Origin of the sequence: Clostridium estertheticum (assembly GCF_026650985.1) — a bacterium.
Classification (GTDB): Bacteria; Bacillota; Clostridia; order Clostridiales; family Clostridiaceae; genus Clostridium_AD; species Clostridium_AD estertheticum_C.
Map to the genome: position 1 here is coordinate 2,028,215 of NZ_CP086239.1, position 22,378 is coordinate 2,050,592.

At 30.8% G+C, this 22,378-nt stretch carries 19 protein-coding genes; 2 read left to right on the top strand and 17 right to left on the bottom strand.

Going from position 1 to position 22,378, the window contains the following annotated elements:
- Window positions 1–39: 39 nt before the first annotated feature.
- Window positions 40–1,227 carry a glycosyltransferase family 4 protein gene (locus LL038_RS09860; RefSeq protein ID WP_216127475.1) on the bottom strand — a complete coding sequence of 396 codons (1,188 nt, stop codon included), beginning with the start codon at window positions 1,225–1,227 and terminating at the stop codon, window positions 40–42.
- Complete coding sequence (locus LL038_RS09865) at window positions 1,214–2,137, bottom strand: NAD-dependent epimerase/dehydratase family protein (protein ID WP_216127473.1); 924 nt, start codon at window positions 2,135–2,137, stop codon at window positions 1,214–1,216. Before LL038_RS09865 ends, LL038_RS09860 begins: the two co-directional genes overlap by 14 nt.
- A 479-nt stretch (window positions 2,138–2,616) precedes the next feature.
- Here LL038_RS09865 and LL038_RS09870 point away from each other — a divergent pair, with 479 nt between their 5' ends.
- On the top strand, window positions 2,617–4,539 hold the full coding sequence (locus LL038_RS09870; RefSeq protein WP_268056075.1) for a right-handed parallel beta-helix repeat-containing protein: 1,923 nt from the start codon (window positions 2,617–2,619) through the stop codon (window positions 4,537–4,539).
- 260 nt (window positions 4,540–4,799) lie between these two features.
- The gene (locus tag LL038_RS09875) at window positions 4,800–6,260 is read left to right on the top strand and encodes an IS1182 family transposase (RefSeq protein WP_216128210.1); all 1,461 of its coding nucleotides are present in this window, start codon (window positions 4,800–4,802) and stop codon (window positions 6,258–6,260) included.
- Between the two features lie 248 nt (window positions 6,261–6,508).
- On the opposite strand, the gene LL038_RS09880 is transcribed toward LL038_RS09875, so the two are convergent.
- The 15 genes from LL038_RS09880 to LL038_RS09950 all read right to left on the bottom strand — a co-directional run bounded on the left by LL038_RS09880 (window position 6,509) and on the right by LL038_RS09950 (window position 22,233).
- On the bottom strand, window positions 6,509–7,438 hold the full coding sequence (locus tag LL038_RS09880) for a GDP-L-fucose synthase family protein (RefSeq protein ID WP_216127742.1): 930 nt from the start codon (window positions 7,436–7,438) through the stop codon (window positions 6,509–6,511).
- A 12-nt stretch (window positions 7,439–7,450) separates the two neighbouring features.
- Window positions 7,451–8,533 carry a GDP-mannose 4,6-dehydratase gene (gene gmd, locus LL038_RS09885; RefSeq protein WP_216127744.1) on the bottom strand — a complete coding sequence of 361 codons (1,083 nt, stop codon included), beginning with the start codon at window positions 8,531–8,533 and terminating at the stop codon, window positions 7,451–7,453.
- 20 nt (window positions 8,534–8,553) lie between these two features.
- A complete protein-coding gene (locus LL038_RS09890) occupies window positions 8,554–9,603 on the bottom strand; it encodes a mannose-1-phosphate guanylyltransferase (RefSeq protein ID WP_216127746.1) in 1,050 nt (349 codons plus the stop codon).
- A gap of 442 nt (window positions 9,604–10,045) precedes the next feature.
- Window positions 10,046–11,341, bottom strand: a complete 1,296-nt coding sequence (locus tag LL038_RS09895) for an SH3 domain-containing protein (RefSeq protein WP_216127748.1) — start codon at window positions 11,339–11,341, stop codon at window positions 10,046–10,048.
- A gap of 40 nt (window positions 11,342–11,381) precedes the next feature.
- On the bottom strand, window positions 11,382–12,473 hold the full coding sequence (locus LL038_RS09900; RefSeq protein WP_216127750.1) for a dipeptide epimerase: 1,092 nt from the start codon (window positions 12,471–12,473) through the stop codon (window positions 11,382–11,384).
- The gene (locus LL038_RS09905; protein ID WP_216127754.1) at window positions 12,460–13,254 is read right to left on the bottom strand and encodes a serine hydrolase; all 795 of its coding nucleotides are present in this window, start codon (window positions 13,252–13,254) and stop codon (window positions 12,460–12,462) included. The genes LL038_RS09900 and LL038_RS09905 overlap by 14 nt, the downstream gene beginning before the upstream one ends.
- Window positions 13,255–13,330: 76 nt before the next feature.
- Window positions 13,331–14,983, bottom strand: a complete 1,653-nt coding sequence (locus LL038_RS09910; protein ID WP_216127755.1) for a peptide ABC transporter substrate-binding protein — start codon at window positions 14,981–14,983, stop codon at window positions 13,331–13,333.
- Window positions 14,984–15,047: 64 nt separating this feature from the next.
- Window positions 15,048–16,025 carry an ABC transporter ATP-binding protein gene (locus tag LL038_RS09915; RefSeq protein ID WP_216127757.1) on the bottom strand — a complete coding sequence of 326 codons (978 nt, stop codon included), beginning with the start codon at window positions 16,023–16,025 and terminating at the stop codon, window positions 15,048–15,050.
- Window positions 16,022–17,053: an ABC transporter ATP-binding protein gene (locus LL038_RS09920; protein WP_216127759.1), complete on the bottom strand. Its 1,032-nt coding sequence runs from the start codon at window positions 17,051–17,053 to the stop codon at window positions 16,022–16,024. The genes LL038_RS09915 and LL038_RS09920 overlap by 4 nt, the downstream gene beginning before the upstream one ends.
- A gap of 8 nt (window positions 17,054–17,061) precedes the next feature.
- The gene (locus LL038_RS09925; protein ID WP_216127761.1) at window positions 17,062–17,988 is read right to left on the bottom strand and encodes an ABC transporter permease; all 927 of its coding nucleotides are present in this window, start codon (window positions 17,986–17,988) and stop codon (window positions 17,062–17,064) included.
- 8 nt (window positions 17,989–17,996) lie between these two features.
- The gene (locus LL038_RS09930; RefSeq protein WP_216127763.1) at window positions 17,997–18,917 is read right to left on the bottom strand and encodes an ABC transporter permease; all 921 of its coding nucleotides are present in this window, start codon (window positions 18,915–18,917) and stop codon (window positions 17,997–17,999) included.
- Between the two features lie 417 nt (window positions 18,918–19,334).
- Window positions 19,335–19,619 (bottom strand): hypothetical protein, encoded by a 285-nt coding sequence (locus LL038_RS09935; protein WP_216127765.1) that lies wholly within the window; start codon window positions 19,617–19,619, stop codon window positions 19,335–19,337.
- Window positions 19,620–19,829: 210 nt separating this feature from the next.
- Window positions 19,830–20,030: a type VII toxin-antitoxin system HepT family RNase toxin gene (hepT, locus tag LL038_RS09940; protein ID WP_253200025.1), complete on the bottom strand. Its 201-nt coding sequence runs from the start codon at window positions 20,028–20,030 to the stop codon at window positions 19,830–19,832.
- Between the two features lie 26 nt (window positions 20,031–20,056).
- Entirely contained in the window at window positions 20,057–20,467 is a 411-nt protein-coding gene (mntA, locus tag LL038_RS09945) for a type VII toxin-antitoxin system MntA family adenylyltransferase antitoxin (protein ID WP_268056051.1), read from the bottom strand.
- 347 nt (window positions 20,468–20,814) lie between these two features.
- Entirely contained in the window at window positions 20,815–22,233 is a 1,419-nt protein-coding gene (locus tag LL038_RS09950; protein ID WP_253200382.1) for an IS1182 family transposase, read from the bottom strand.
- Between the last annotated feature and the right edge of the window lie 145 nt (window positions 22,234–22,378).

Genomic DNA, 22,378 nt, shown 5'->3' on the forward strand with positions numbered 1-22,378 from the left:
CCTACAATTCGCAATAAACATAATTTTAAACTCCAACTATTATCCGTTTATGAAATTCACAAAATCATTTGCATATTCTTTGGCAGATTCTATCCTCTCAGTCATTGGTTCCTTACAAGAATAATTATCTAGATAGCCTCTAAATAAATCTAAATTACTATCAATTTTATTAGCCAAGTCTAACGATGAATTTTTATTGAAATATACTGCTTTATTAGGATTTTGTTCAATATGAACCCTAAGGTTAGAGATTATAATTGGTTTTCCAAATAGCTTTGCATCTTCTACTACTGTACTCCACCCTTCAAATAAAGATGGTTGAATAATTGCCAAACACTTTTTCATTATTTCAATTTGATCATTCTTTGGAACAAAACCAAGTATTACTATATTTTCTTTCAGATTTTTTTCTTCAATAAATTCAGTCAATAATTTTATATATTCAACATTTCTATAATCTTTCAATTCACCACTGCAAACAAAAGTAATATTATGTTTTTTTATTCTATTAAGTATATCTAATGCCTTAAACGCGGTAATATGATCTTTATGCTTCCAAAACTGATTAGGTATAAATAGATATTCTTTGGGGAGTTTATATCTTGTAAAAACATCCCTCAGATTTGTCTCTTCACTTTCATTAATTAATGATGTAAAATGAATAATCCCTATTTCGTTTTTTGAAGTTGAATAAAATTTTAAAAAATCATCTCGTGCATCTTCACTGCTAAAAATTAATTTATTAGGTAACTTACTTATTTTTAAATACTCTTTATTTCTTTTTTTAATTTCCCTCACAGAAAAATATTCTGGTAAATATTTATGTTGAAAGTCCGGAATCCAAAACACACATTCCGCTTTCCCAATTTTTTTATATAATGGATGCAAAACTGGATAAATATATTTAATATCATACTTGTTAATATAATTTTCAAGTTTATGTTTTCTAAATAGTATTAAATTTAATTTTCTCTTGAAAAACAAAAGTGATACCCTATTAATACATTTATCTAATAAATCATCCTCTAATATTATTTTTTTAACCTTTATATTTTCTCTAATATCTGAAAATTCATTTACCAATGAATTTGTTAAAAATATAAAAATATTAGGTCTATCTTTAATATCAACTAACTGCATTTCATTAATTAAATTTTTTACATAATATAATCCACCCATCCATTGTTTCCCACCTACCGCTATAAATCCAATATTAGTTTGATTCATTAGCTACGGTCTCCTCATAATTTAGCAAGATGCTCTTAATTCCACTTTCAAGAATCACCGATTGGTTAAATCCTAATTTTTTAATTTTAGATATATCTGCTCTCCAGTTATTAGGATTCCCTTCATTTTCTTTTCCTGTGAAGACAACATTTTTCAAGCTATTCATCTCTTTTTTGATAATATTACTTAATTGTTTTATGGATAATTCTTTACCTGTTGCTACATTATATATATTAAAAGTATTAATTGATTTATCTAAAACAATATCAACAACATTTAGAATATCATCGATATTAACAAAATCCCTGCTCTCGTCACCATTTCCATAAAGATTAACTACTTCATCATTTCTAAATTTTTGTATCATATCCCATAAAACTTGCTTCTTCATCCCCATACCGTATGCAGAAAAAATTCTCAAAATATAAATTTGCATACCATATAATTTACTATGTTCTTCACATATTTTTTCACATATTAGCTTGTGAAATCCATAAGGCGAAATTGGGTTGCATTTATCATTTTCGTTAATTGGAAGTTTAATAGGTTCACCATATACAGCCGCACTTGAAAGAAAAATCACTTTACATTTCTTATTACTTTTTCTTATTGCATCTAACAATTGAAAAGTTACATTTATATTAGATTTAAAATCATCTACTGGATTAGTAACAGAATTGTTAACACTTGCGTTCCCCGCACAATGAATACATACATCCGGATTTATATACTCAACAATATTATAAAGTTCATTATCTGGTAAATCCATCCTATAAAATGACTCTTTTATATATTCATTGTTTGTATCATTTCTGTCTATACCATAAACTTTATATTGCATTTCACAGAAATGTTTTACCATGTGATTACCGACAAATCCATTAGCTCCTGTTATTAATACAGTCTTCAAAATGTTTCACCACCCTAAATAATATAGATAATATTACTTTATTTGTTTACTTGTACATACTATGTCATACTTAATAATGATTATAAACAAATATTACCATGAAGTAGTCATATCTTAGTCCTTACTTACTCTCATCTAAGTCCTTAACAAATCATAAGAAAAACTTAGTTCAGTCACAGTTCAGTCACAAACAATAAAATCCGGTAAATCATAAAAACATTATGATCTACCGGATTTTCTAAGCTCTTTTGCTAATTATCTCTAAATTTTATCCAAATCAAATGCATTAATATTTATTTCACTTATACAAAATTAGAAGCACCCTTACAAGACAATTTGTATACAATATCTAGTATAAATCTATTTAACCCTTATAAGTCTACGGCTGAGAGTGTAGACTGTTTCAATACTATGCTAGTTCAAATTAAAAAATAAGGAAGTGGGGTAACCTGATAACTAATTTAAATAATGATATTGTAATTGATGCAAAGTCATTTGGTGCTAAAGGTGATGGGAGTACAAATGATACTGCCTCAATCCAAAATGCTATAAATTATGCGTATGCTAACAATATGAATAAGGTAGTTCTAATAAGTAATGCAATCCATATTATTAATGCTATTCTCTTTGTACCATCAAATATTACACTTGAGGGCAACAATTCTACTATAAAAATGATAAATGGAAGTATAGTAGGAAATATGTTAAAATCCGGGTTAAATGGAGTTGAATATACCCAAGCTAATCAAGGCATGAACATTGCTATTAATAATATTATATTTGATGGTAACAGAGCCAACAGAGGTGATTTAAAAGTAGCAAAATCAGATTATTTATTTGCTTTATATTTTTATTTTGTTGATGGCTTGAAAATAACTAATTGCACAATAAAAAATGGAGTGAATGATGGATTAACATTGTTGGTTTGCAAAAATGTGTATGTTTTTAATTGTACCATCCAAGATATTATAATGACATCTTCTACCGTAAATTCTTATTTTATGGCTAATGGCATCACAGTTTACGGAGGTTTAGGAACTTTACTAGGAGAAATAACAGATAATATAATTATAGATAAATGTATTATTAAAAATATAGATGACGTAGGTATTTCAGTTTTTGGTTATTGGACTATTTATGCTAATCCAAATGATGTTATAGTTAAAAATTGCTATGTTAATACTGCTTGTATAGGTATAGGATTAGAATCAGGTCAAGGTGGAGGTTTGGACTCGCAGTATAATTCAAAAGTATTTAATAATATTATTAAAAATTGTGGAAGACCTAAAACTACAGGTGATGGAGAAGGAGCAGGAATAGTTGTAGATGATAATTGTTTTTCTAGTGTTATTGATTCCAACAAAATAGATAATTGTTTAGATGGTATAAATGTAAGAGGCAATGACACCTTAGTTGTTAACAACACTATTACTAACCCTACTTATAATTTAATAATCATCACTAATCACTTAAGTGGAACAGATTTAATATGTTATAGACCTATTATAAAAAACAATATTTGTGTTGGAAAAACAGGGATGCTTTCGGGAATCAGTATTAGTTGCCAAGATGGTATACTTGAAAATAACTCAGTTTCTAATATATTAGGTAATGATGAATCTTATTATGGAGCAGGAATATATGTAAGATACCCTTACAACGGTATAATTATTAAAAATAATACGCTGAACAATTTAAATTTTGAAGCAGTTTGTTTATCGGGTAGTACTACTGAAATAACCAAAAACGTATATATTGAGGGTAACATTGCATATGTAAATAATAATTGTGCAGTGAGTATAGAACCGACTTCGGTTATAGCAAATGTTCATATTTGTAGAAATACTTTTGTAAACATTGCGTCACCAATTACATTAAGCACTTTAATTAACAACCCAAGCACTTTCAATGGTTCTATTAACGTAGAAAATAATATCCTTGTTGGTTCTATTGATTGTCAGTCGTTTATACATCAAATTGCACCTACTAATGGTAGATGGTACAGAGGACAAACTATAACGAATACAAACACACTATTTGGTACTACTCCTTATGTAGAAAAATGGATTTGTAAAAATGGTGGTGTAGCAAATACTGTAGCAAGAGTAAATAGTCATGCTTACGCAAAAGGGGTTCAAGTTAATGCCAATGGGTATGTATATGAATGTACTATTGCAGGTACAAGTGGTACTACTGTTCCACTCCATACAAGTGGTACTGCTACAGATGGTACTGTCAAATGGCTATATTTAGATAAATTAGCTCAATTTGTTCCATGTGGAATTGTAGGAGCAACTAAAATGACTACACAATCAGCATCGGTAGCTACCGATATTGCTACATTAAAGACTAATTTCAATTCGCTTTTAGCTTTATTAAAAAGTTCGGGATTGATGAGTTAATTTCGAATAAAAAATTAGTACGAATTTAAAAATAATAAAAATAAGGCAGTGGAGTAATATAGATATGCTCCCAATAAAAAGTAGACAGATTAAATAATAAAAATCTGCTACTAGAAAGGAGGCCACTGAAAAACTATATGAAAAATCGTCATCGAATTAAAGATGGCGATTTTTTTATGTAAAAGACTAAAAACAAAAAGGAATTTTAAAAGATATGTCGAATTAGTATAGTAGAATAAAATAAAAGGGGCTAAACTATTATGCTAAAAGGACAATTGGAAATAAAAATAAATACATACCATAGCTTATATTCGTTAATTATTCCGAAAGATAACATTTTAAAGCAAATTAATGACCTTGTTGACTTTTCATTTGTTTATGACGAATTGATTATTAACTATAGTTCATCTATGGGTAGAGGTGCTATTAACCCTATAATGCTATTTAAATATTTGCTTTTGAAAGTAATATATGAATTGTCTGATGAAGATGTTGTTGAAAGAACTCTTTATGATATGTCATTTAAATATTTTCTGAATTTAGCCCCAGAAGAAACAAATTTAATAAACTCAAGTACATTAACTAAATTTAGAAAGCTTCGCCTTAAAGACATGAATTTATTAGATTTATTAATAAACAAGACTGTAGAACTTGCTATAAAAGAGGGAGTTTTAAAAAGCAAAGCAATAATAGTTGATGCTACGCATACCAAGTCACGTTATAACCAAAAATCAGCAGGAGAAGAATTATTGAAACGTGCAAAAAATTTAAGAAAAACATTGTACGGAGTACATCCTGAGATAAAAGAAGATTTGCCGAATAAAGTTACAAATGGAGTACTTGAAGATATTCTTGAGTACTGCAAATTATTAATTGATAGCATAAACAAGAATCCAGAAATTGTAGCAAATCCAACTGTGAAAACTAAATTAAACTACTTAACCGAAGCTTTTAATGATGACATAGAAAACCTAAAACTATCAAAAGATGAGGATGCAAAAGTGGGGCATAAGACTGAGGATAGTTCTTTTTTTGGATATAAATCACACCTTGCTATGAGTGAAGAACGTTTAATTACAGCAGCTGTTATTACAACTGGCGAAAAAAGTGATGGAAAGGAGCTCATAGCCTTAATAGAAAAAAGCCGTGAGGCTGGTATAGATGTTAATGAAGTAATTGGAGATACAGCTTATTCTGAAAAGAAAAATCTAGAATATGCAAAAGAAAATAAAATTGCATTAATTTCAAAACTAAATCCTGTAATTTCACAAGGAATGCGAAAAAAAGAAGATGAATTTGAGTTTAATAAAGATGCTGGTTTATTTGTATGTCCGGCAGGTCATATGGCTATTAAAAAAGCAAAACAGGGAAAGAAGAATGTTGGTAAAAATCAAGTGTTAACTTACTATTTTAATGTAGAAAAGTGTAAAAATTGTGTTCATAAAGATGGGTGTTATAAAGAAGGCGCTAAATCTAAAACTTATTCAGTTTCAATAAAGTCAAATACCCACAAAGATCAAATAGAGTTCGAAAAAAGTGAATATTTTAAAAAACGTGCTAGGGAGCGTTATATGATAGAGGCTAAAAATAGTGAACTTAAGCACCAACATGGCTATGATGTAGCAATATCGTCAGGCTTAATTAGCATGCAAATGCAAGGTGCATTATCAATCTTCACTGTGAATCTAAAGAGAATAATTAAGTTGAAAAGCATGAAATAGGGCTTTTAAAACTTAATTATAAAAGAAAAAGCATGAGATATCCAAAAATATGGATTCCTCATGCTTTTTCTATTCAAATTTGAAAACTCTACTGAAAAAAGAGTGCTTTTTTCAGTGGCCTCCTAGAAAGGGGAGCATTTTTATAGAAGACTTAAATTTTATATATAAGTATAGATGGTCTATCCATATTTTGGAGGGTGTAAATTATTTTGTGATTCAATTATTGTAACTACTTTTACGTTATAATGTTATTTATAATTTTCCCTAAACCACTCATATTCCATCCTAACTCCATCTTCAATCTCAACCTTATACTTCCATCCAGTCCCCTCAAGCTTACTAACATCTAAAAGCTTTCTTTTAGTCCCATCAGGTTTCTCTCCATTAAACATTAACTCACCAGTAAACCCAACTACCCTTTTAACCATCTCTGCTAGTTCCCCTATAGTAAGTTCTTTACCAGTCCCCACATTTACATGTTCTTCACCATCATAATTTTCCATTAAATACACGCAGGCATCGGCCATATCATCTACATATAAAAACTCACGAAGTGGCTTTCCTGTTCCCCAAATTTCAACTACTGATTCATTATTAACTTTAGCCTCATGGAATTTTCTAATAAGTGCGGGCATAACATGTGAATTATTCAAATCATAATTGTCATTTGATCCATAAAGATTAGTTGGCATACAGCTTATAAAATTGTCCCCATATTGTTTTTTATAAAATTGACACATTTTAAGTCCTGCAATTTTGGCTATTGCGTAACCTTCATTTGTTGGTTCAAGATATCCTGAGAGTAAATATTCCTCTTTAATTGGTTGAGGACAATTTTTAGGATATATACAAGAGCTGCCTAGAAACAAAAGTTTTGTAACTTTGAAATCATGTGCTGCCTTTATAAGGTTGTTTTGCATTTCCATATTTTCATATATAAAATCAGCTGGATATGAACTATTAGCTCCAATTCCACCAACTTTCGCTGCAGCTTGAAAAACGTATTCCGGTTTTTCTTTTTTTAAAAAGCTTCTAACATCCTGCTGATTCATTAAATCTAATTCACTATGACTCCTTCCTATTATGTTTGTATATCCTTTTTCCTTCAGATTGCGAACTATAGCTGAACCTACAAGTCCTCTATGTCCAGCTACATAAATTTTGCTGTCTGTTTTCATAATAACACTTCCTTATTTAGTTATAGCTGCTTGAGTTTGGGCTATAAACTCATCTGGACTAATGCCAGCTATTTCTCTCATATCACCATCTACCATCATCTTAACTAGTTCTTTAAAACTAACTTTTCTCTCCCATTTAAGCTCTGTTTCAGCCTTTGTACAATCTCCCCAAAGTAGTTCAACTTCTGCGGGTCTAAAGTATTTAGGATTTATATCAACGTAAAGTTTTCCTGTTAATTCATCATATCCTTTTTCCTCTACTCCGCTGCCAACCCATTCTATGTCTATACCAATTTCTTTAAATGCTAATTCTACAAATTCTCTAACTGTATGAGTTTCATTTGTTGCTATAACAAGATCTTGCGGCTTTTCCTGTTGAAGTAACAACCACATAGCTTGTACATAATCTCCCGCAAATCCCCAATCTCTTTTTGCATCCATATTACCAAGAGATAATTTTTCTTGTTTACCTGAAACAATACTAGCAATTGCTCTTGTTACCTTTCTTGTAACAAAAGTCTCTCCACGCCTGGGTGATTCATGATTGAATAATATTCCATTACATGCAAACAAATCAAAAGATTCTCTGTAGTTCACAGTTATCCAATAAGAATATAGCTTTGCTACTCCGTACGGACTTTTGGGATAAAAGGGCGTCTTTTCACTTTGTGGCGCTGTTCCAGGTAATCCTCCGAAAAGTTCTGAAGTCGATGCTTGATAAAATTTGCACTTTAATCCGCTTTCTTTTATTGCATCGAGTATTCTAAGAGTTCCCATACCATCTGTATCCGCAGTATATTCTGGAACCTCAAACGATACCTGTACATGGCTTTGAGCACCTAAATTATATATTTCATCTGGTTTTACTTTTTCTAATATTCTATTTAAATTACTTGAATCAGTTAAATCACCATGATGCAAAAACAATGTTTTATTTCCTATTTCAGGATTTTCAAACAAATGATCTATCCTTTTTGTATTAAAAGAACTAGCCCGCCTTATTATTCCATGTACTTCATAACCTTTTTCTAATAATAATTCAGTTAAATACGATCCATCTTGCCCTGTTATTCCTGTTATTAATGCTCTTTTCACCTATAATACACCCCTTTATGCTAACTAATTCTATTTTTAAGTTCACTTATACTCTCCATACCATCTTTTTTACCAATAAATATCATATCATCGGATTCAAGCACAAATGTATCTTGAAGTCCTGAAATAACTATAGGTTTACCATTACTAATAATAATGTTATTACTACAATCAAATTTTTTTACATTACCCATACAAACATTGTTATTATTGTCTTTTTCCCTATATCTTTCAATAGCTTCCCAGCTTCCTACATCATCCCATCCAAAATCAGCTGGTATAACATATATGTCTTTTGCTTTTTCCATAATTCCAAAATCTACAGATATACTATCAATATTAATATATTTTTCTTGTAATACTTTATGATAATCTTCTTCCCTTGTTGCTGCTATCTCACTTAAGACTTCAAAAGTATTTAGTAAATATTGCTTCGTAAGTTTTAAAATGTTTGTTGCCTTCCAAATAAACATTCCACCGTTCCAAAGATAGTTTCCATCTTTTAAATACTCATTAGCCTTATGTGAATCTGGTTTTTCTACAAAGTTTTTAACTTCTCGCAGCTCGTTGCCATTTAAATCACAGTTCATATCGCCATAATTTATATATCCATAACCCGTTTCGGCTCTATCTGGTTTCATACCTATAGTAACTATTGCCTCTGTATTTTCATTCACAAATTCATCAGCGCAGTTTAAGACTTCTAAAAAACTCGCTTCATTTTTAATAAGATGATCAGACGGAAGTACTGCTATTGTTGCATCTTCATATATTTTATCAATATGAAAAGCAGAGAGAGCAATACAAGGCGCAGTGTTTTTTCCTACTGGCTCTACAATAATATTTTGAAGTGGCAAATTAGGAATCTGCTCCCTAACCAAGTCCATATACCGAGTGCCTGTAACTATAAATATTCTTTCTATAGGAATAAGTTTTTCCAGCCTTTTAACACTCATTTGAAGCATTGTATCTTCACCTAAAAGTTTTAAGAATTGCTTTGGCTTTTCTTCTGTGGATAAAGGCCAAAACCTCGTTCCTTTACCTCCTGCCATTATAAGTGCACATAACATTTCTTATCCCCCTTTTAAATCAATTTCCCTTAGTTTCTTACTTAATAATGACTATAAACAAATATTACCATGAATTGGTCATATATTAGTCCTTACTTACTCTCATCTAAGTCCTTAACAAATCATAAGATAAACTTGAATCAGTCACATTTCAGTCATAATCAACACAAAAGTTTTTTCAAATAAATAAAAACTACCTAAATGCAACATGCAGTTTGGTAGTTTTTGTAGCAGTTTTTCACTTTATTATATGATTACTATATATCTTATAATATGTTAATTAGAAAATTTTCAACAAATTCCGCTAATGCCTGAATATCGAAACCAATTTTTCTGAAACAATTTCAACAATATATTTTATTGCATGCCCTAACCAAACTATTATTAATATTGGAAAAAACAAAAAAAAGTCTTTCATTATTACTCTCCCTTTAAGGTTTTATTATTCATAATGTACTGCAGAAGTGAATTTTTGTATAAAAGGTATACCACTTGCGCTTAATAGATCTACGGTGGAAATTGCAACCATCAAGGCAGTATGTGTTTCATATGATGATCCCTTTTTAACACCGTATTGTGAAAAACTATGAACCATATAATGAGTCTCTTTATATTTGCCAAGGTACATCATTACATGCCCTTGCATAAAGATTGCAGCACCTGGTTTTAACTTATCAATTTTATAGTATCTTTTATTTAGAATATCAGCTTTATTGAAAACGATAGAATTAACATCATTTACAAAACTATTTTCCTGGTGATCGTCATTACGTGGAAGTAAGATTCCAAAACACTTATAAATTGTTAGGATAAAGCTGGAACAGTCTTTTCCAGAAAACTTATCTCCCCAATCGTAGGGTGTACCAATAAATTTAAGTGCCTGATTTATTATATTATACCTTGTATAGGGAAGATTTCCTTTTATAATATCTTTATTTTTACTTATAATACCAGTTTCAAAAAGAAGGTCACCGCGACTACCCCGTGTTGGAAATCTTACTTTATAATCCTGAACTAAGTTAGATTCATGATTATTTAAGTAACAAAGCCTTGTACCCATTCCACATTTTATAGTTATTGGTGAAGAGTTTTTTTTATTTAGAGTCAAAGTGGTTTCTTTGGCTATAACCATTAAAAAATCTTTGCTTGTAGCATACTCAAAAACTTCTTCTTTATCTGTAGCTAATGCTATATCATCAGCTTTAACCCATCCAAAATAATTATAAATGTTTACAAAATACCACTGTTTATCCGCGCTTTGATGGAGTATTAATACTGGTTCAAAGGGAAAGCAACTGGTTTCTTGAAACCTATCAAAATTATTTATTTTACTATGCTCTATAGAGGAAAAAGCCGGGTTATTTACAGGAAAACTTCGTACTGATGTCTTTCTTATACTCATACCGTATTTTATCAAAGTAAAATCCTTGATCTCTTCTAGGTTAGTATTAACCATGATTTTTTTTAAATAATCATTATGAAGTAACTCACCATTTATATCATACATATCTTTCATGGGCAGTTTATATGATTGTATGTGATTTCTGAGAGTTTTAGAAGATATAGTATCATCGATACTATCTAAATCATATAAAGAAGTTATTTTAAGTTTAAGGTTATTATTGAACTTTTTAATTTCATCAGTAGATAATATTGTCTTTTTTGCATCATTAATATCTTTCATCCAAAAGGAAGCTTTCTTCATAAAATCAGGAAATTTATAATCATCATTATACATAAACACACCTCGCTAGTTATAGTGCTAAAAATAGTAAATGTTAAAATTTTTTATTAATCCCCAATATTCCACTAATTCCAAGGCCAGGTGCATTTGAAAACTTTATTAGACTTTCATTAAAAATCGAACCACCTATTATGGGATCAGCACTACAGAGTATTGGACCATCTAAATCTATTTTTGTAATAATGCTTTTGGCAGCTGCAAGATGCGCAGCTGCTGTAACACTGATTTTTGCTTCTAACATGCAGCCCATCATACATTCAACGCCATATACCTCGGCTATTGAACATATCTTTAATGCATTGTAAATTCCACCAGTCTTCATAAGCTTTATATTGATGAGATCAGCCGCACGAATCTGCATAATTTTAAGCGCATCCATAGGAGAAAAAGCACTCTCATCGGCCATAACTGGTATAGAAACATTATCAGTAACAAACTTTAAACCTTCTATATCATGGGCCTTAACAGGTTGTTCAACAAATTCAATATCTAGTCCAGCATCCTCCATTTTTCTAAGTGTCAAAACAGCTTCTTTAGGTTTCCAGCCTTGATTTGCATCAATCCTGATATTCACGCCTCCACCAACAATGTCCCTTATAGCTTTTAACCTTTTTATATCTGTGGCCGAATCGGTACCTACTTTTATTTTTAGTGTTTTATAGCCAAGTCCAATTGCGTGAAAACTATCTTTAGCCATCACCTCTTGGTCATTTACACTTATAGTGATATCAGTTATAAGTTCATTTCTATAACCGCCAAGTAACTTATATAAGGGTGCTTTATATAATTGTCCATAAAGATCATAAAGAGCCATATCTATAGCGGCTTTGGCACTAGTATTTTTAACAATACACTTGTTCAACTTGATCATGATTTCTTGAAAATTTTCTATGTCCATACCTACAATTGCTTTTTTAATATGATCATTAATAGCAGAAGCGATAGCGCCTCTAGTGTCGCCAGTTATTACACCAGTAGGTGGAGCCTCACCATAGCCAACGCTAATTGAATCTGTTTTAATCATAACTATAGTATCTTCCACAGAAGTTACGGTTCTTATAGCTGTTTTAAAAGGTGTTTTTAAAGGCACAGAAATATGTCCTATTTCAATATCAGTGATTTTCAAAATATTTTCCTCCATTCATAAAATAATCATAAGTTATTTTGGAAACATTACCTATTAAGTTTTTCGCGTAATTATCGCTGATAGCTTCCCAGGTAAACATAGAAAAAATATAATCGGTTTTAGATGTATATACAATACCAACATCATGCTTTAAAAAGTCTAAATCTCCAGTTTTATGGGCTATAGTAATATTAGCAGGTAAATTAATTTTCATCATTGAATCGTCTAACTGGTGAGTTAATATACTTACCATGAGTTTACTATATTCTTCATTAATTAGTTTACCATTATAGATAAGTTCTAGGAATAGAACGCAATCAGAAATATTGCATAAATTGTCAATACCCTTAAGTCTAGATTCATTGTCCATCATCTTTCTTTGCAGAGTAGAGCTGTTAAAATTATGCTTTTTTATGAAATCATTAATAGAACCGAAGCCTATGATATCAATGAGTTTGTTAGTTGCTGTATTGTCACTTTGTATAATCATTAATAAAATTAAATCATTTATAGTATATGAATTATCATCGTCAAGAAGAGTTAAAATACTAAATGGAACTTTTTCTTTTTTATTTATAGTTATCCTATCTTTTAAAGATAAGGTCCCATTGGATACTCTTTCTAAAGTTGACCCCATGATAAAAAGTTTTATTATGGAAGCAGAAGATACTATTTTAAATTGATTTATTTCACAAATATCCCCGTGATTTAGATCCTTAATATAAATTGAATATTTTAATTTAGCATCACTTAAATAATTTAGAAGAATATTTTTGAGCATTTTGAATCACCACCTATTTCCTTGTAATTAATAAATTAATAGAAAACAGCCGGGTATCCCCCGGCTTTAAAATAAACTATTCTGCTTTAGATTTACCTTCTACATATGCTCTGTCAAAGTACATCATACCAGTAGGTATTTTACGAACTCCTTTAACATAAGTTTTGCAAGCTACATTACTAACATAAAAAGCTACTGGAATCATTGGCATATCATCCATCAATATCTTTTCTGCATCATGTATTGTTACCATTCGCTTAGCGGGATCTTTTTCTACTTTTGCACTAGCTATTAATGCATCGTATTTTAGATTACTGTATTTAGGGTCATTGTTTCCATTATTGGTCACAAGAATGTCCATAAAAGTCATTGGATCCATATAGTCACCAATCCATCCATCTCTAGATATTTGATAATTTCCTGATTTTCTTTGTGGAACGAATACTTTCCAATCAACTTCTGTTAGTTTCACAGTTATTCCTAAATTTTTCTTCCACATATCTTGTACTGCTTGAGCTACTTTTGCGTGAGTCTCATTTTTATTGTAAGCATATTCAAGTACAGGGAATCCTTTTCCATTAGGGTAACCAGCCTCAGCAAGAAGCTTCTTCGCAGCAGCAACATCTGCTGTTCCTTTATAGAAATCTCCACCTACAGTTCTAAACTGCTTTGTTGCATCTGAATCAGCAATACCGTATGGAATCCATGCTGTTGCAGGTTTACGAGGATCTTTCCACACTGCTTTTATAAGTAAAGATCTATCAATAGCTAAAGATAAAGCTTTTCTAACTTTAACATTGTCTAAACCCTTTATCTTATTATTTAGTGATATATAATAATTGCCTATATAGGGTACTGAAACAGCTTTTTTATCACTTATTAATTTGGGTATGTCATTTGTTGGTACCTCGTCAAGGTAATCTACTTCGCCTGTTTCAAAAGCTGCAAGAGCAGAGGTAGTTTGAACTATCATTACAAATTTCATTTTATCAAGTTTAACCTGGGCCTTATTCCAGTAATTTTCATTTTTTACATAATCCATACTTGCATCATGAGTCCATGAAGTAAGTTTAAATGGTCCATTTCCAACATATGTTGCAGGAGTGAGTGCCCATTTTTCAGGAGCTTTTTCTACTATATCCTGTCTTACAGGCATTAATGTTGAAAGGGCACAAAGTTGTAAGAAGTATGGTGTTGGAGATTCAAGATTAACTTCAAGAGTATTAGCATCTATAGCCTTTACTCCAACATCGCTAGCTTTAGCTTTTCCAGAATTGTACGCTTGACCATTTTTCAAGTAATATAATTGATTAGCATAATCTGATGCAGTTTTTGGAGCTAAAACTCTTTTCCAAGCATATTCAAAATCATTTGCAGTTAAAGCTTTCCCATCTGACCATTTTGCATCTTTTCTTATATGGAAAACGTATTTTGTTGGATTTGCAGGATCATAATCAATCTTTTCGGCAGCAGCAGGTACTGCTTTATTAGTTTCATCAAGCCTGGTTAAACCCTCGAAAACTTGATTCGCTACTGTCATTCCATCTACAGTTGTAAGTAGACCTGGATCTATTGTATCTGGTTCTTCTTTCAAATTATAAACAATAGATTGCTCATCTTTTGTTGTTTCCTTTACAGATGTTTTGCTTCCACAACCTGATAATGTAGCCATAGCAAGTACAATGCACAGAGCCATAGTTAATTTTTTACTTAAACTTTTCTTATTCATAATTAACATCCCCCTTAAAATTAAATATCAAAATTTTGATAAATTAATATATTATATCTGTCATTTAATAAAGATGACAAGCTACACTATGATCTCCACCCATATTCTTTAATATAGGGGTTTCGGTTATACAAATATCTTTAACAAATTTACATCTACCTGCGAACCTACATCCCACAGGTGGGTCTATAGGACTTGGAATATCTCCCTTAAGTATAATTCTTTTACTTGCTGCAGCTTCATCCGGGTCTGGTAATGGTATTGAAGATAATAGTGCTTGAGTGTATGGATGCAAAGGATGCAAATATACCTCGTTACTCTCACCGATTTCCATCATTTTACCTAAATACATTACTCCAACTCTATTTGAAATATGTTTTACCATAGATAAGTCATGAGCAATAAAAAGATAAGTAAGCCCCATATTTTGCTGTAATTCTTCTAACATATTTACTATTTGAGCTTGAATAGAAACATCAAGGGCTGAAATAGGTTCATCACAAACTATAAACTCAGGTTCAATTGCTAAGGCTCTAGCAATTCCTATCCTTTGTCTTTGACCACCTGAAAATTCGTGAGGGTATCTATTTATATGCTCATTATTAAGTCCAACAATGTCTAATAGTTGTTTAATTCTTTCTTTTCGTACATTTCCAGTTGAAAGTTTATGAATATCTATTGTTTCACCAATGATATCACCAACTGTCATCCTCGAATCAAGAGAAGCATATGGGTCTTGGAATATTATTTGCATTTTCTTCCTATAAGAAAGCATTTCCTTTGGAGAAAGGGTTTCAATATGTTGCCCATTGTATATAATTTCACCAGAGGTTGGTTCATATAGTTTTAAAAGGGTTCTACCACAGGTTGTCTTTCCACAACCCGATTCACCTACTAGGCCTAAAGTTTCTCCTTTTTTTATATCAAAACTTATATCATCAACGGCTTTGACAAAACTTGTTTCTTTACTGAAAAGCTTTTTTTTAACTGGAAAATATTTTGTTAAATTTTTTATTGACAATAAAGTCTCTTGGTTATTCATAGTTTCTGCGCCTCCCTAAGTTTTCTTTCTACCTTTGGGGCATCAGGGTGATTAAGCCAACAAGCAGCGCTGTGAATGCTACCAGCAGAACTCTCCTTTGTAATTACAAAATCCTCAGGCATGTCAGTTAAACATACTTCCATTGCATAGTCACACCTAGGAGCAAAGGGACATCCTTTAGGAGGGTCTAATAAATCCGGTGGTTGCCCCTCTATAGGGTTTAATTTTTCTCTTATTAGAGTTTTAGGATTGGGCACACTATTTAAAAGCCCCCAAGTATAAGGATGTTTTGCATTATAAAAAATTTCTCTTGTGCTTCCACGCTCAACTATACATCCACCATACATTACGTTAACACTGTCGCAAAGATCTGCTACAATTCCGAGGTCATGTGTTATCAATATAATTGAAGTATTAAGTTTTTTTCTTACATCCTTAAATAACTCTAGTATTTGAGCTTGAATAGTTACATCAAGTGCTGTTGTTGGTTCATCGGCAATTATTAGTTTTGGATTACAGGAAATAGCTATTGCAATCATTACTCTTTGCCGCATACCACCTGAAAATTCATGAGGATACTGTTTTAATCTTGTTTCAGGACTTGAAATCCCAACAAGCTTAAGCATATCTATTGCTAGTTTTTTTCCTTCTTGTTTTGAGAGCTTTTTATGTAACATAATAGGCTCTATCATTTGCTTACCAATGGTCAGAACAGGATTAAGAGAAGTCATAGGATCTTGAAATATCATGCTAATGGAATTACCACGAATACTCCTCATAGCCTTATTGTTATAATTTGTTATATCTGTTTTATCAAATATAATTTGACCTCCAGTTACTTTGCCATTATCAGTTAATAACTTCATTATGGAAAGCATAGTTACAGATTTCCCACTACCCGATTCTCCAACAATACCTAAAGCACTGCCTTTTTCGAGAGTGATGGATACATTTCTAACTGCTTTTACTTCGCCAACGTGAGTAAAAAAAGATGTATTTAAATTTTTGATTTCTAAAATGTCTTCCACGAACTCACCTACTTTCTCATTTTTGGATCAAGGGCATCTCTTAAGCCATCACCAAATAGGTTAAAAGCAATCATTGTAATTGAAATAGCTAAAGCCGGTATAAATAATTGATATGGATATGTTTTATATGTTGCTAAAGCATCATTGCATAATGTTCCCCAACTCGACATTGGAGCAGCAACACCAAGTCCAATGAAGCTCAAAAAAGCTTCTGTGAAAATAGCTTCAGGTATAGAAAGTGTTAAAGTAACTATTATAGCACCCATAGAATTAGGTATTAGATGTCTTAAAATAATCCTAAATTTACTAGCACCTGCAGCTTTTGCGGCTAATATGAACTCTTGCTCTTTTAAGGATAAAACTTGGCTCCTTACAATACGAGCCATCCCAACCCAATATATAATTCCAAGAGTTATAAATACATTGAGGAGACTTTTACCTAAAACAACCATTAAAAGTATAACGTAAAGCATCATTGGTATACTATACAGAACATCTACAATACGCATCATTATATTATCAACATTTCCACCATAATAACCTGCAATACCACCATAAAATACACCTATAGTTAAATTAATAATTGCAGCTACAAAACCTACAGAAAGAGATATTCTAGCTCCGTACATAACTCTTACAAATAAATCTCTTCCTAATTCATCTGTTCCAAACCAATGAATTTTATCTGGCCACATGTTTGAATTTAAAAGGTTATTTGATGAATAATTGAATTTGCTTATAAATGGACCAACAATTGCCATAATTATTACACTAATAATTACAAACATTGAAATCATAGCGATTTTGTTTTCTTTAAGTCTACGAACTGCATCTTGCCAGTAAGTTTGGCTTTCTCTTGTCGTTATGTGACTCTTTCTTCTATCAATGCTTACGGATTTAAAATTAGGTGTTTTCCTTAAACTATTTTCAGTCATGTTTACCACTACCCTTCAATATTAATCCTAGGATCAACTAATGCATAAATAATATCTACTAAAAGATTACATACAATTAATAATATACTGTAGAAAACTGTCACTCCAAGGACTAAGGTATAATCTCTGTTAGCTATACTATCAACAAATGATCTGCCTAGTCCAGGTATTGTAAAAATTCTTTCTACCACAAAACTTCCAGTTAAAATTGAGGCTACTAAAGGACCAATATAAGTAATTACAGGAAGTACAGCATTTCTTAAAGAATGTACAAAAACAATTGACATTTCAGATAGTCCTCTTGCTCTTGCAGCTCTAATATAATCTTGACGAATAACTTCGAGCAAACTCGATCGTATAAGTCTTGAAACAAAAGCCATTGAAAACCCGGATAGAGCAATGGCAGGCAAAATATAGTGTTTCGGACTTGAAAGCCCAAATACAGGAAGCCATCTAAGTGTTTCTCCAAATACATATATAAGAAGAGTTGCAACTACAAATGATGGTATGGTAACACCTAATGTACTTATAAACATTGCCAGGTTGTCCTCCCACTTGCCTTGTTTATAAGCAGATATTATACCAAGAATTATTCCAAAGACTAATGATATAGAAACTGCAACAACTCCTAATCTTGCAGACACAGGAAACCCTCTATTAATAATATCGTTAACTGATGTTCCTCTTTGCTGAAAGGAAGGTCCAAGATCTAATTTAACTAAATGACTAATATAATCCTGATATTGCCATGTTAAAGGTTTATCCAAATTATATCTTTGTTGAATATTTTTCATTACTTCTGGTGGAAGGATCTTGTCCCTATCAAAAGGACCACCAGGAATTATGTGTGCAAGTATAAATGTTGCAGTAATGACCACCCATAAAGTGATAATACTAGAGAAGATTCTCTTTAGAATGTATTTTGACATACAATTACTCCTTTCTCATTAATAAAATATTTTTAATTTTTTTACTAATTATTTACAATACTATATCATAATATTTGCACTTTTGCAAGTTCAATTATTAAATATTGCAAAATTGTCGTCTATTTTTTTCTTAATAGAAATTCGTTATAGTGACAAAACTTATTAGATTAAGCTAATATCTGCATAAATCATTGATTCTAATCCGATTTTACATATTTATAATAATATTTTTTTGACACATATTTATATATAGCTATCATATAAAGTTTAAGTTTCAAAATATATATTTTAGAATAATGTATTTAAATTTAGCAGAAATCTAAAATAGGGCATCCATCTTTTAAAATGAATACCCGTTTCTTGTAATAGTTCTTATTTTATGCATGATGAATACTTCAATGTTACCCCACTCAATTTCTATTTATTATTTAATATTATTAACCTTCCTGAACCATTTTCAGTATACCCAATCATTCCACTTTTAATATCAAATTCTAATATCTCAGTGATTACTTTTGTTTCTCTATTCTTACTTTCAGTTGATATTGAATGTTTACTATACTTATTTACTGCTTTATCAAAATGATTATCTTTATTATATCCTTTAGTACTATTTTCTCTCTCTATTAACTTACGTTTTGGTTTTTTACCTGTTACTAACTTAATTAGCATGTCAAATATAAATTCCATTATAGCATCCATAACACTCACCCCCTACTATTATAGTATATTCTAGCTACAGCCTTTTAACTAATTTTTTCATTCAGACATTTCTATAAATATTTTAAATTACATTTCTTAATTAAGTACCGATTACTAAGTCATAACCTACTAGGTATATTCCATCAGTTGCTTCACTAGTGGTCAATTTCTATTTATTATAAAAGGGATTTCCCTATTGAAAAACCCCTTTTATATTTTCTTCATAATAATCTTAGAAAACTCGCTAATATCACTTAAATGTTTTTCTATAATCTCTTGCACAATTTTCAAATTAATAGCTTGGTAGTTATGTACTGCTATGTTTCTAAATCCAACCATAGCTTTTAACTTATTCATTAAGTTACTGTTAATTAAACCATTACTACACAAAACCTCAAAAGCATCTTTCAATAATTTCAACCTTATTATAAATCACATCATTCCCCATATATATTTCCTCTTTTCTTTATATTCTCTAATATAACTGCTCGTTCTTCATTTAATAAAGCATATTCTTTAAATGTATACATTTCAAAATACATTCTTCTCGTATCATTATTACAAAAAATTGTTTTTCCCGTCCCAACTACTTGAGCTTTAAATACTGTAGATGACTTTTTTAAGTCTACAAGATCAATTTCTCTATTAAGTAAACCTGCTAATTCTTGTGCATTCATAAATATTTCATATTCACTAAAATCTTCATCACTTAAAAATGCTATATCAATATCACTATTTGAGCGTGAGGTCCCTTTTGCATATGATCCAAATATATATATAAGAAATGGTTTTATTTTTTCAATTAAAAATTCTTTTATTATATCAATATCTGTATCCTTTAGTTCCAAAACTTTCACATCCTTTATAATAATTATATTTATCATAGTAACATTATATCAAATTTTCAATGAATATACTATGATGTGTATGTTAATCTGAGAGTAGTTCTTTCCAATATTATAGTTAATTTCTATTTAATAAATATTCAAATTCAGCTCTGCTTAATAATCTTTGAGTGATAATTTCGTCATCTTTTATGTTTCTTGTTTCTTGTTTCCATTAGAAAAACAAATTTATCGCAATCCTTTTACAACGTGAATTTGCTACAAATTAAAGAACTCGCTTTACAGCGAGTTCTTTCAGGTTGTTTACAAACCCAGTATAATTTTTTATTGTACTGGGTTTTTATATGCAATTATGCGATAGCATTTTGATTTATAGATAAATTAGTAACATGCAACAGGTTTTTAGTTATAAAATAAAAAAACATGGAAGATAGTAGGCTAGCTATCTTTTTCATATTTTGCACTGCTGCTGTAAGCAGACACTGCTCTTGCACATTTTCTAATCCGCGCATATGGCAATAGCGAAGCCCATGCAGTTGTTTAGAATCTGCGAAGCTTCGCTCTATAGTTTCTTTCCTTCTTCTATATATATTTCTACCCTTATCCGTTTTGGTAAACTTTACAACATCTTCTTTATACATTTCCCAAACATGTCTTCTAACAGTTTTAACCTTACTTTTATCAGAAAAACATTGAGTTCTATTTGGGCATTCTTTGCAATCTTTTGCATTCCCAACATACTCTTTATATCCATCTCTAGTTGTCGTTTTATAATGCAAAGCCCTTAAGTCAGGGCAAACATATATGTCCTTCTCTTTAACATATTGAAATTTATTTTTAGTGTACATTCCTTTTGTATGTGGAGACCTTCTATATCCCATTACAGATTTTAATTCTCTCTCAAATAGTTCTTTACATATAAGATTTGTAGCATAACCAGCATCGGCACCAACATATTTTGTATTAAAATTAAATTTTTTTATTTGCACATCCAATCTATCGATATAAGGATCAACATCATTTATATTTCCAGGAGTAACATAAACATCAGTAATTATATTGTGTTTACTGTCCACAGTTCTGTGATCTAAATAGGAGAAGCCTTCCGGCTTGCCATCTCTCATCATATATCCGCTGTCGGGGTCAGTTGTGCTAACTTTAATTTCTTTTATTATGGTAACAGGTTCTTTCACTTTCAAAGGTCTTTTACCGTGATTTATTCTATCTTCCTCTACAGCTTTATTAAGATCAGCTACATATTCTTTAGGTGTTTTTTCAACTTCAATTTTCACAAGCTTTCGCTTATTAGCATTTGCTTTTAGGTGTGTAGAATCTGTGTAAAGTATTTTACCAGTTACCATCTTAAGATTTATAGCCTTAAATACGACTTCGTCAAATATTTTTTGGAACACGTCAGTTCCTTTAAATCGTCTACGTCTATTTTGGCTAATTGTTGAATGATCTGGAATAACATCAGTAAGGCTTAGTCCTAAAAACCATCTATAAGCTACATTTACTTCAATTTCCTTTACAAGTTGTCGCTCAGATTTTATTCCAAATAGGTATCCAATAAACAGCATTTTGAAGAGTAAAATAGGATCTACGCCAGGTCTTCCATTATCTAAACAATAATATTTTTGAGTCAATTCTCTTATGAAAGAGAAATCCATGTATTTATCTATATTTCTGAGAATATGGTCTTTAGGAACTAAATCCTCTAAATATACCATTTCTAATTTTTGTTGTGTGAAGTTCTTTTCATTAATCATAACTAAACCCTCCGAATTATAAAGTTTGTATACTATATATATTCGACATTGATGTTGTAAAATCCTTTTTGAATATGAAAAAAACACTCCAATTTTAAATTAGAGTGTTTTACATTTTATGTTTGTCAACAGTCTGAAAGAACTC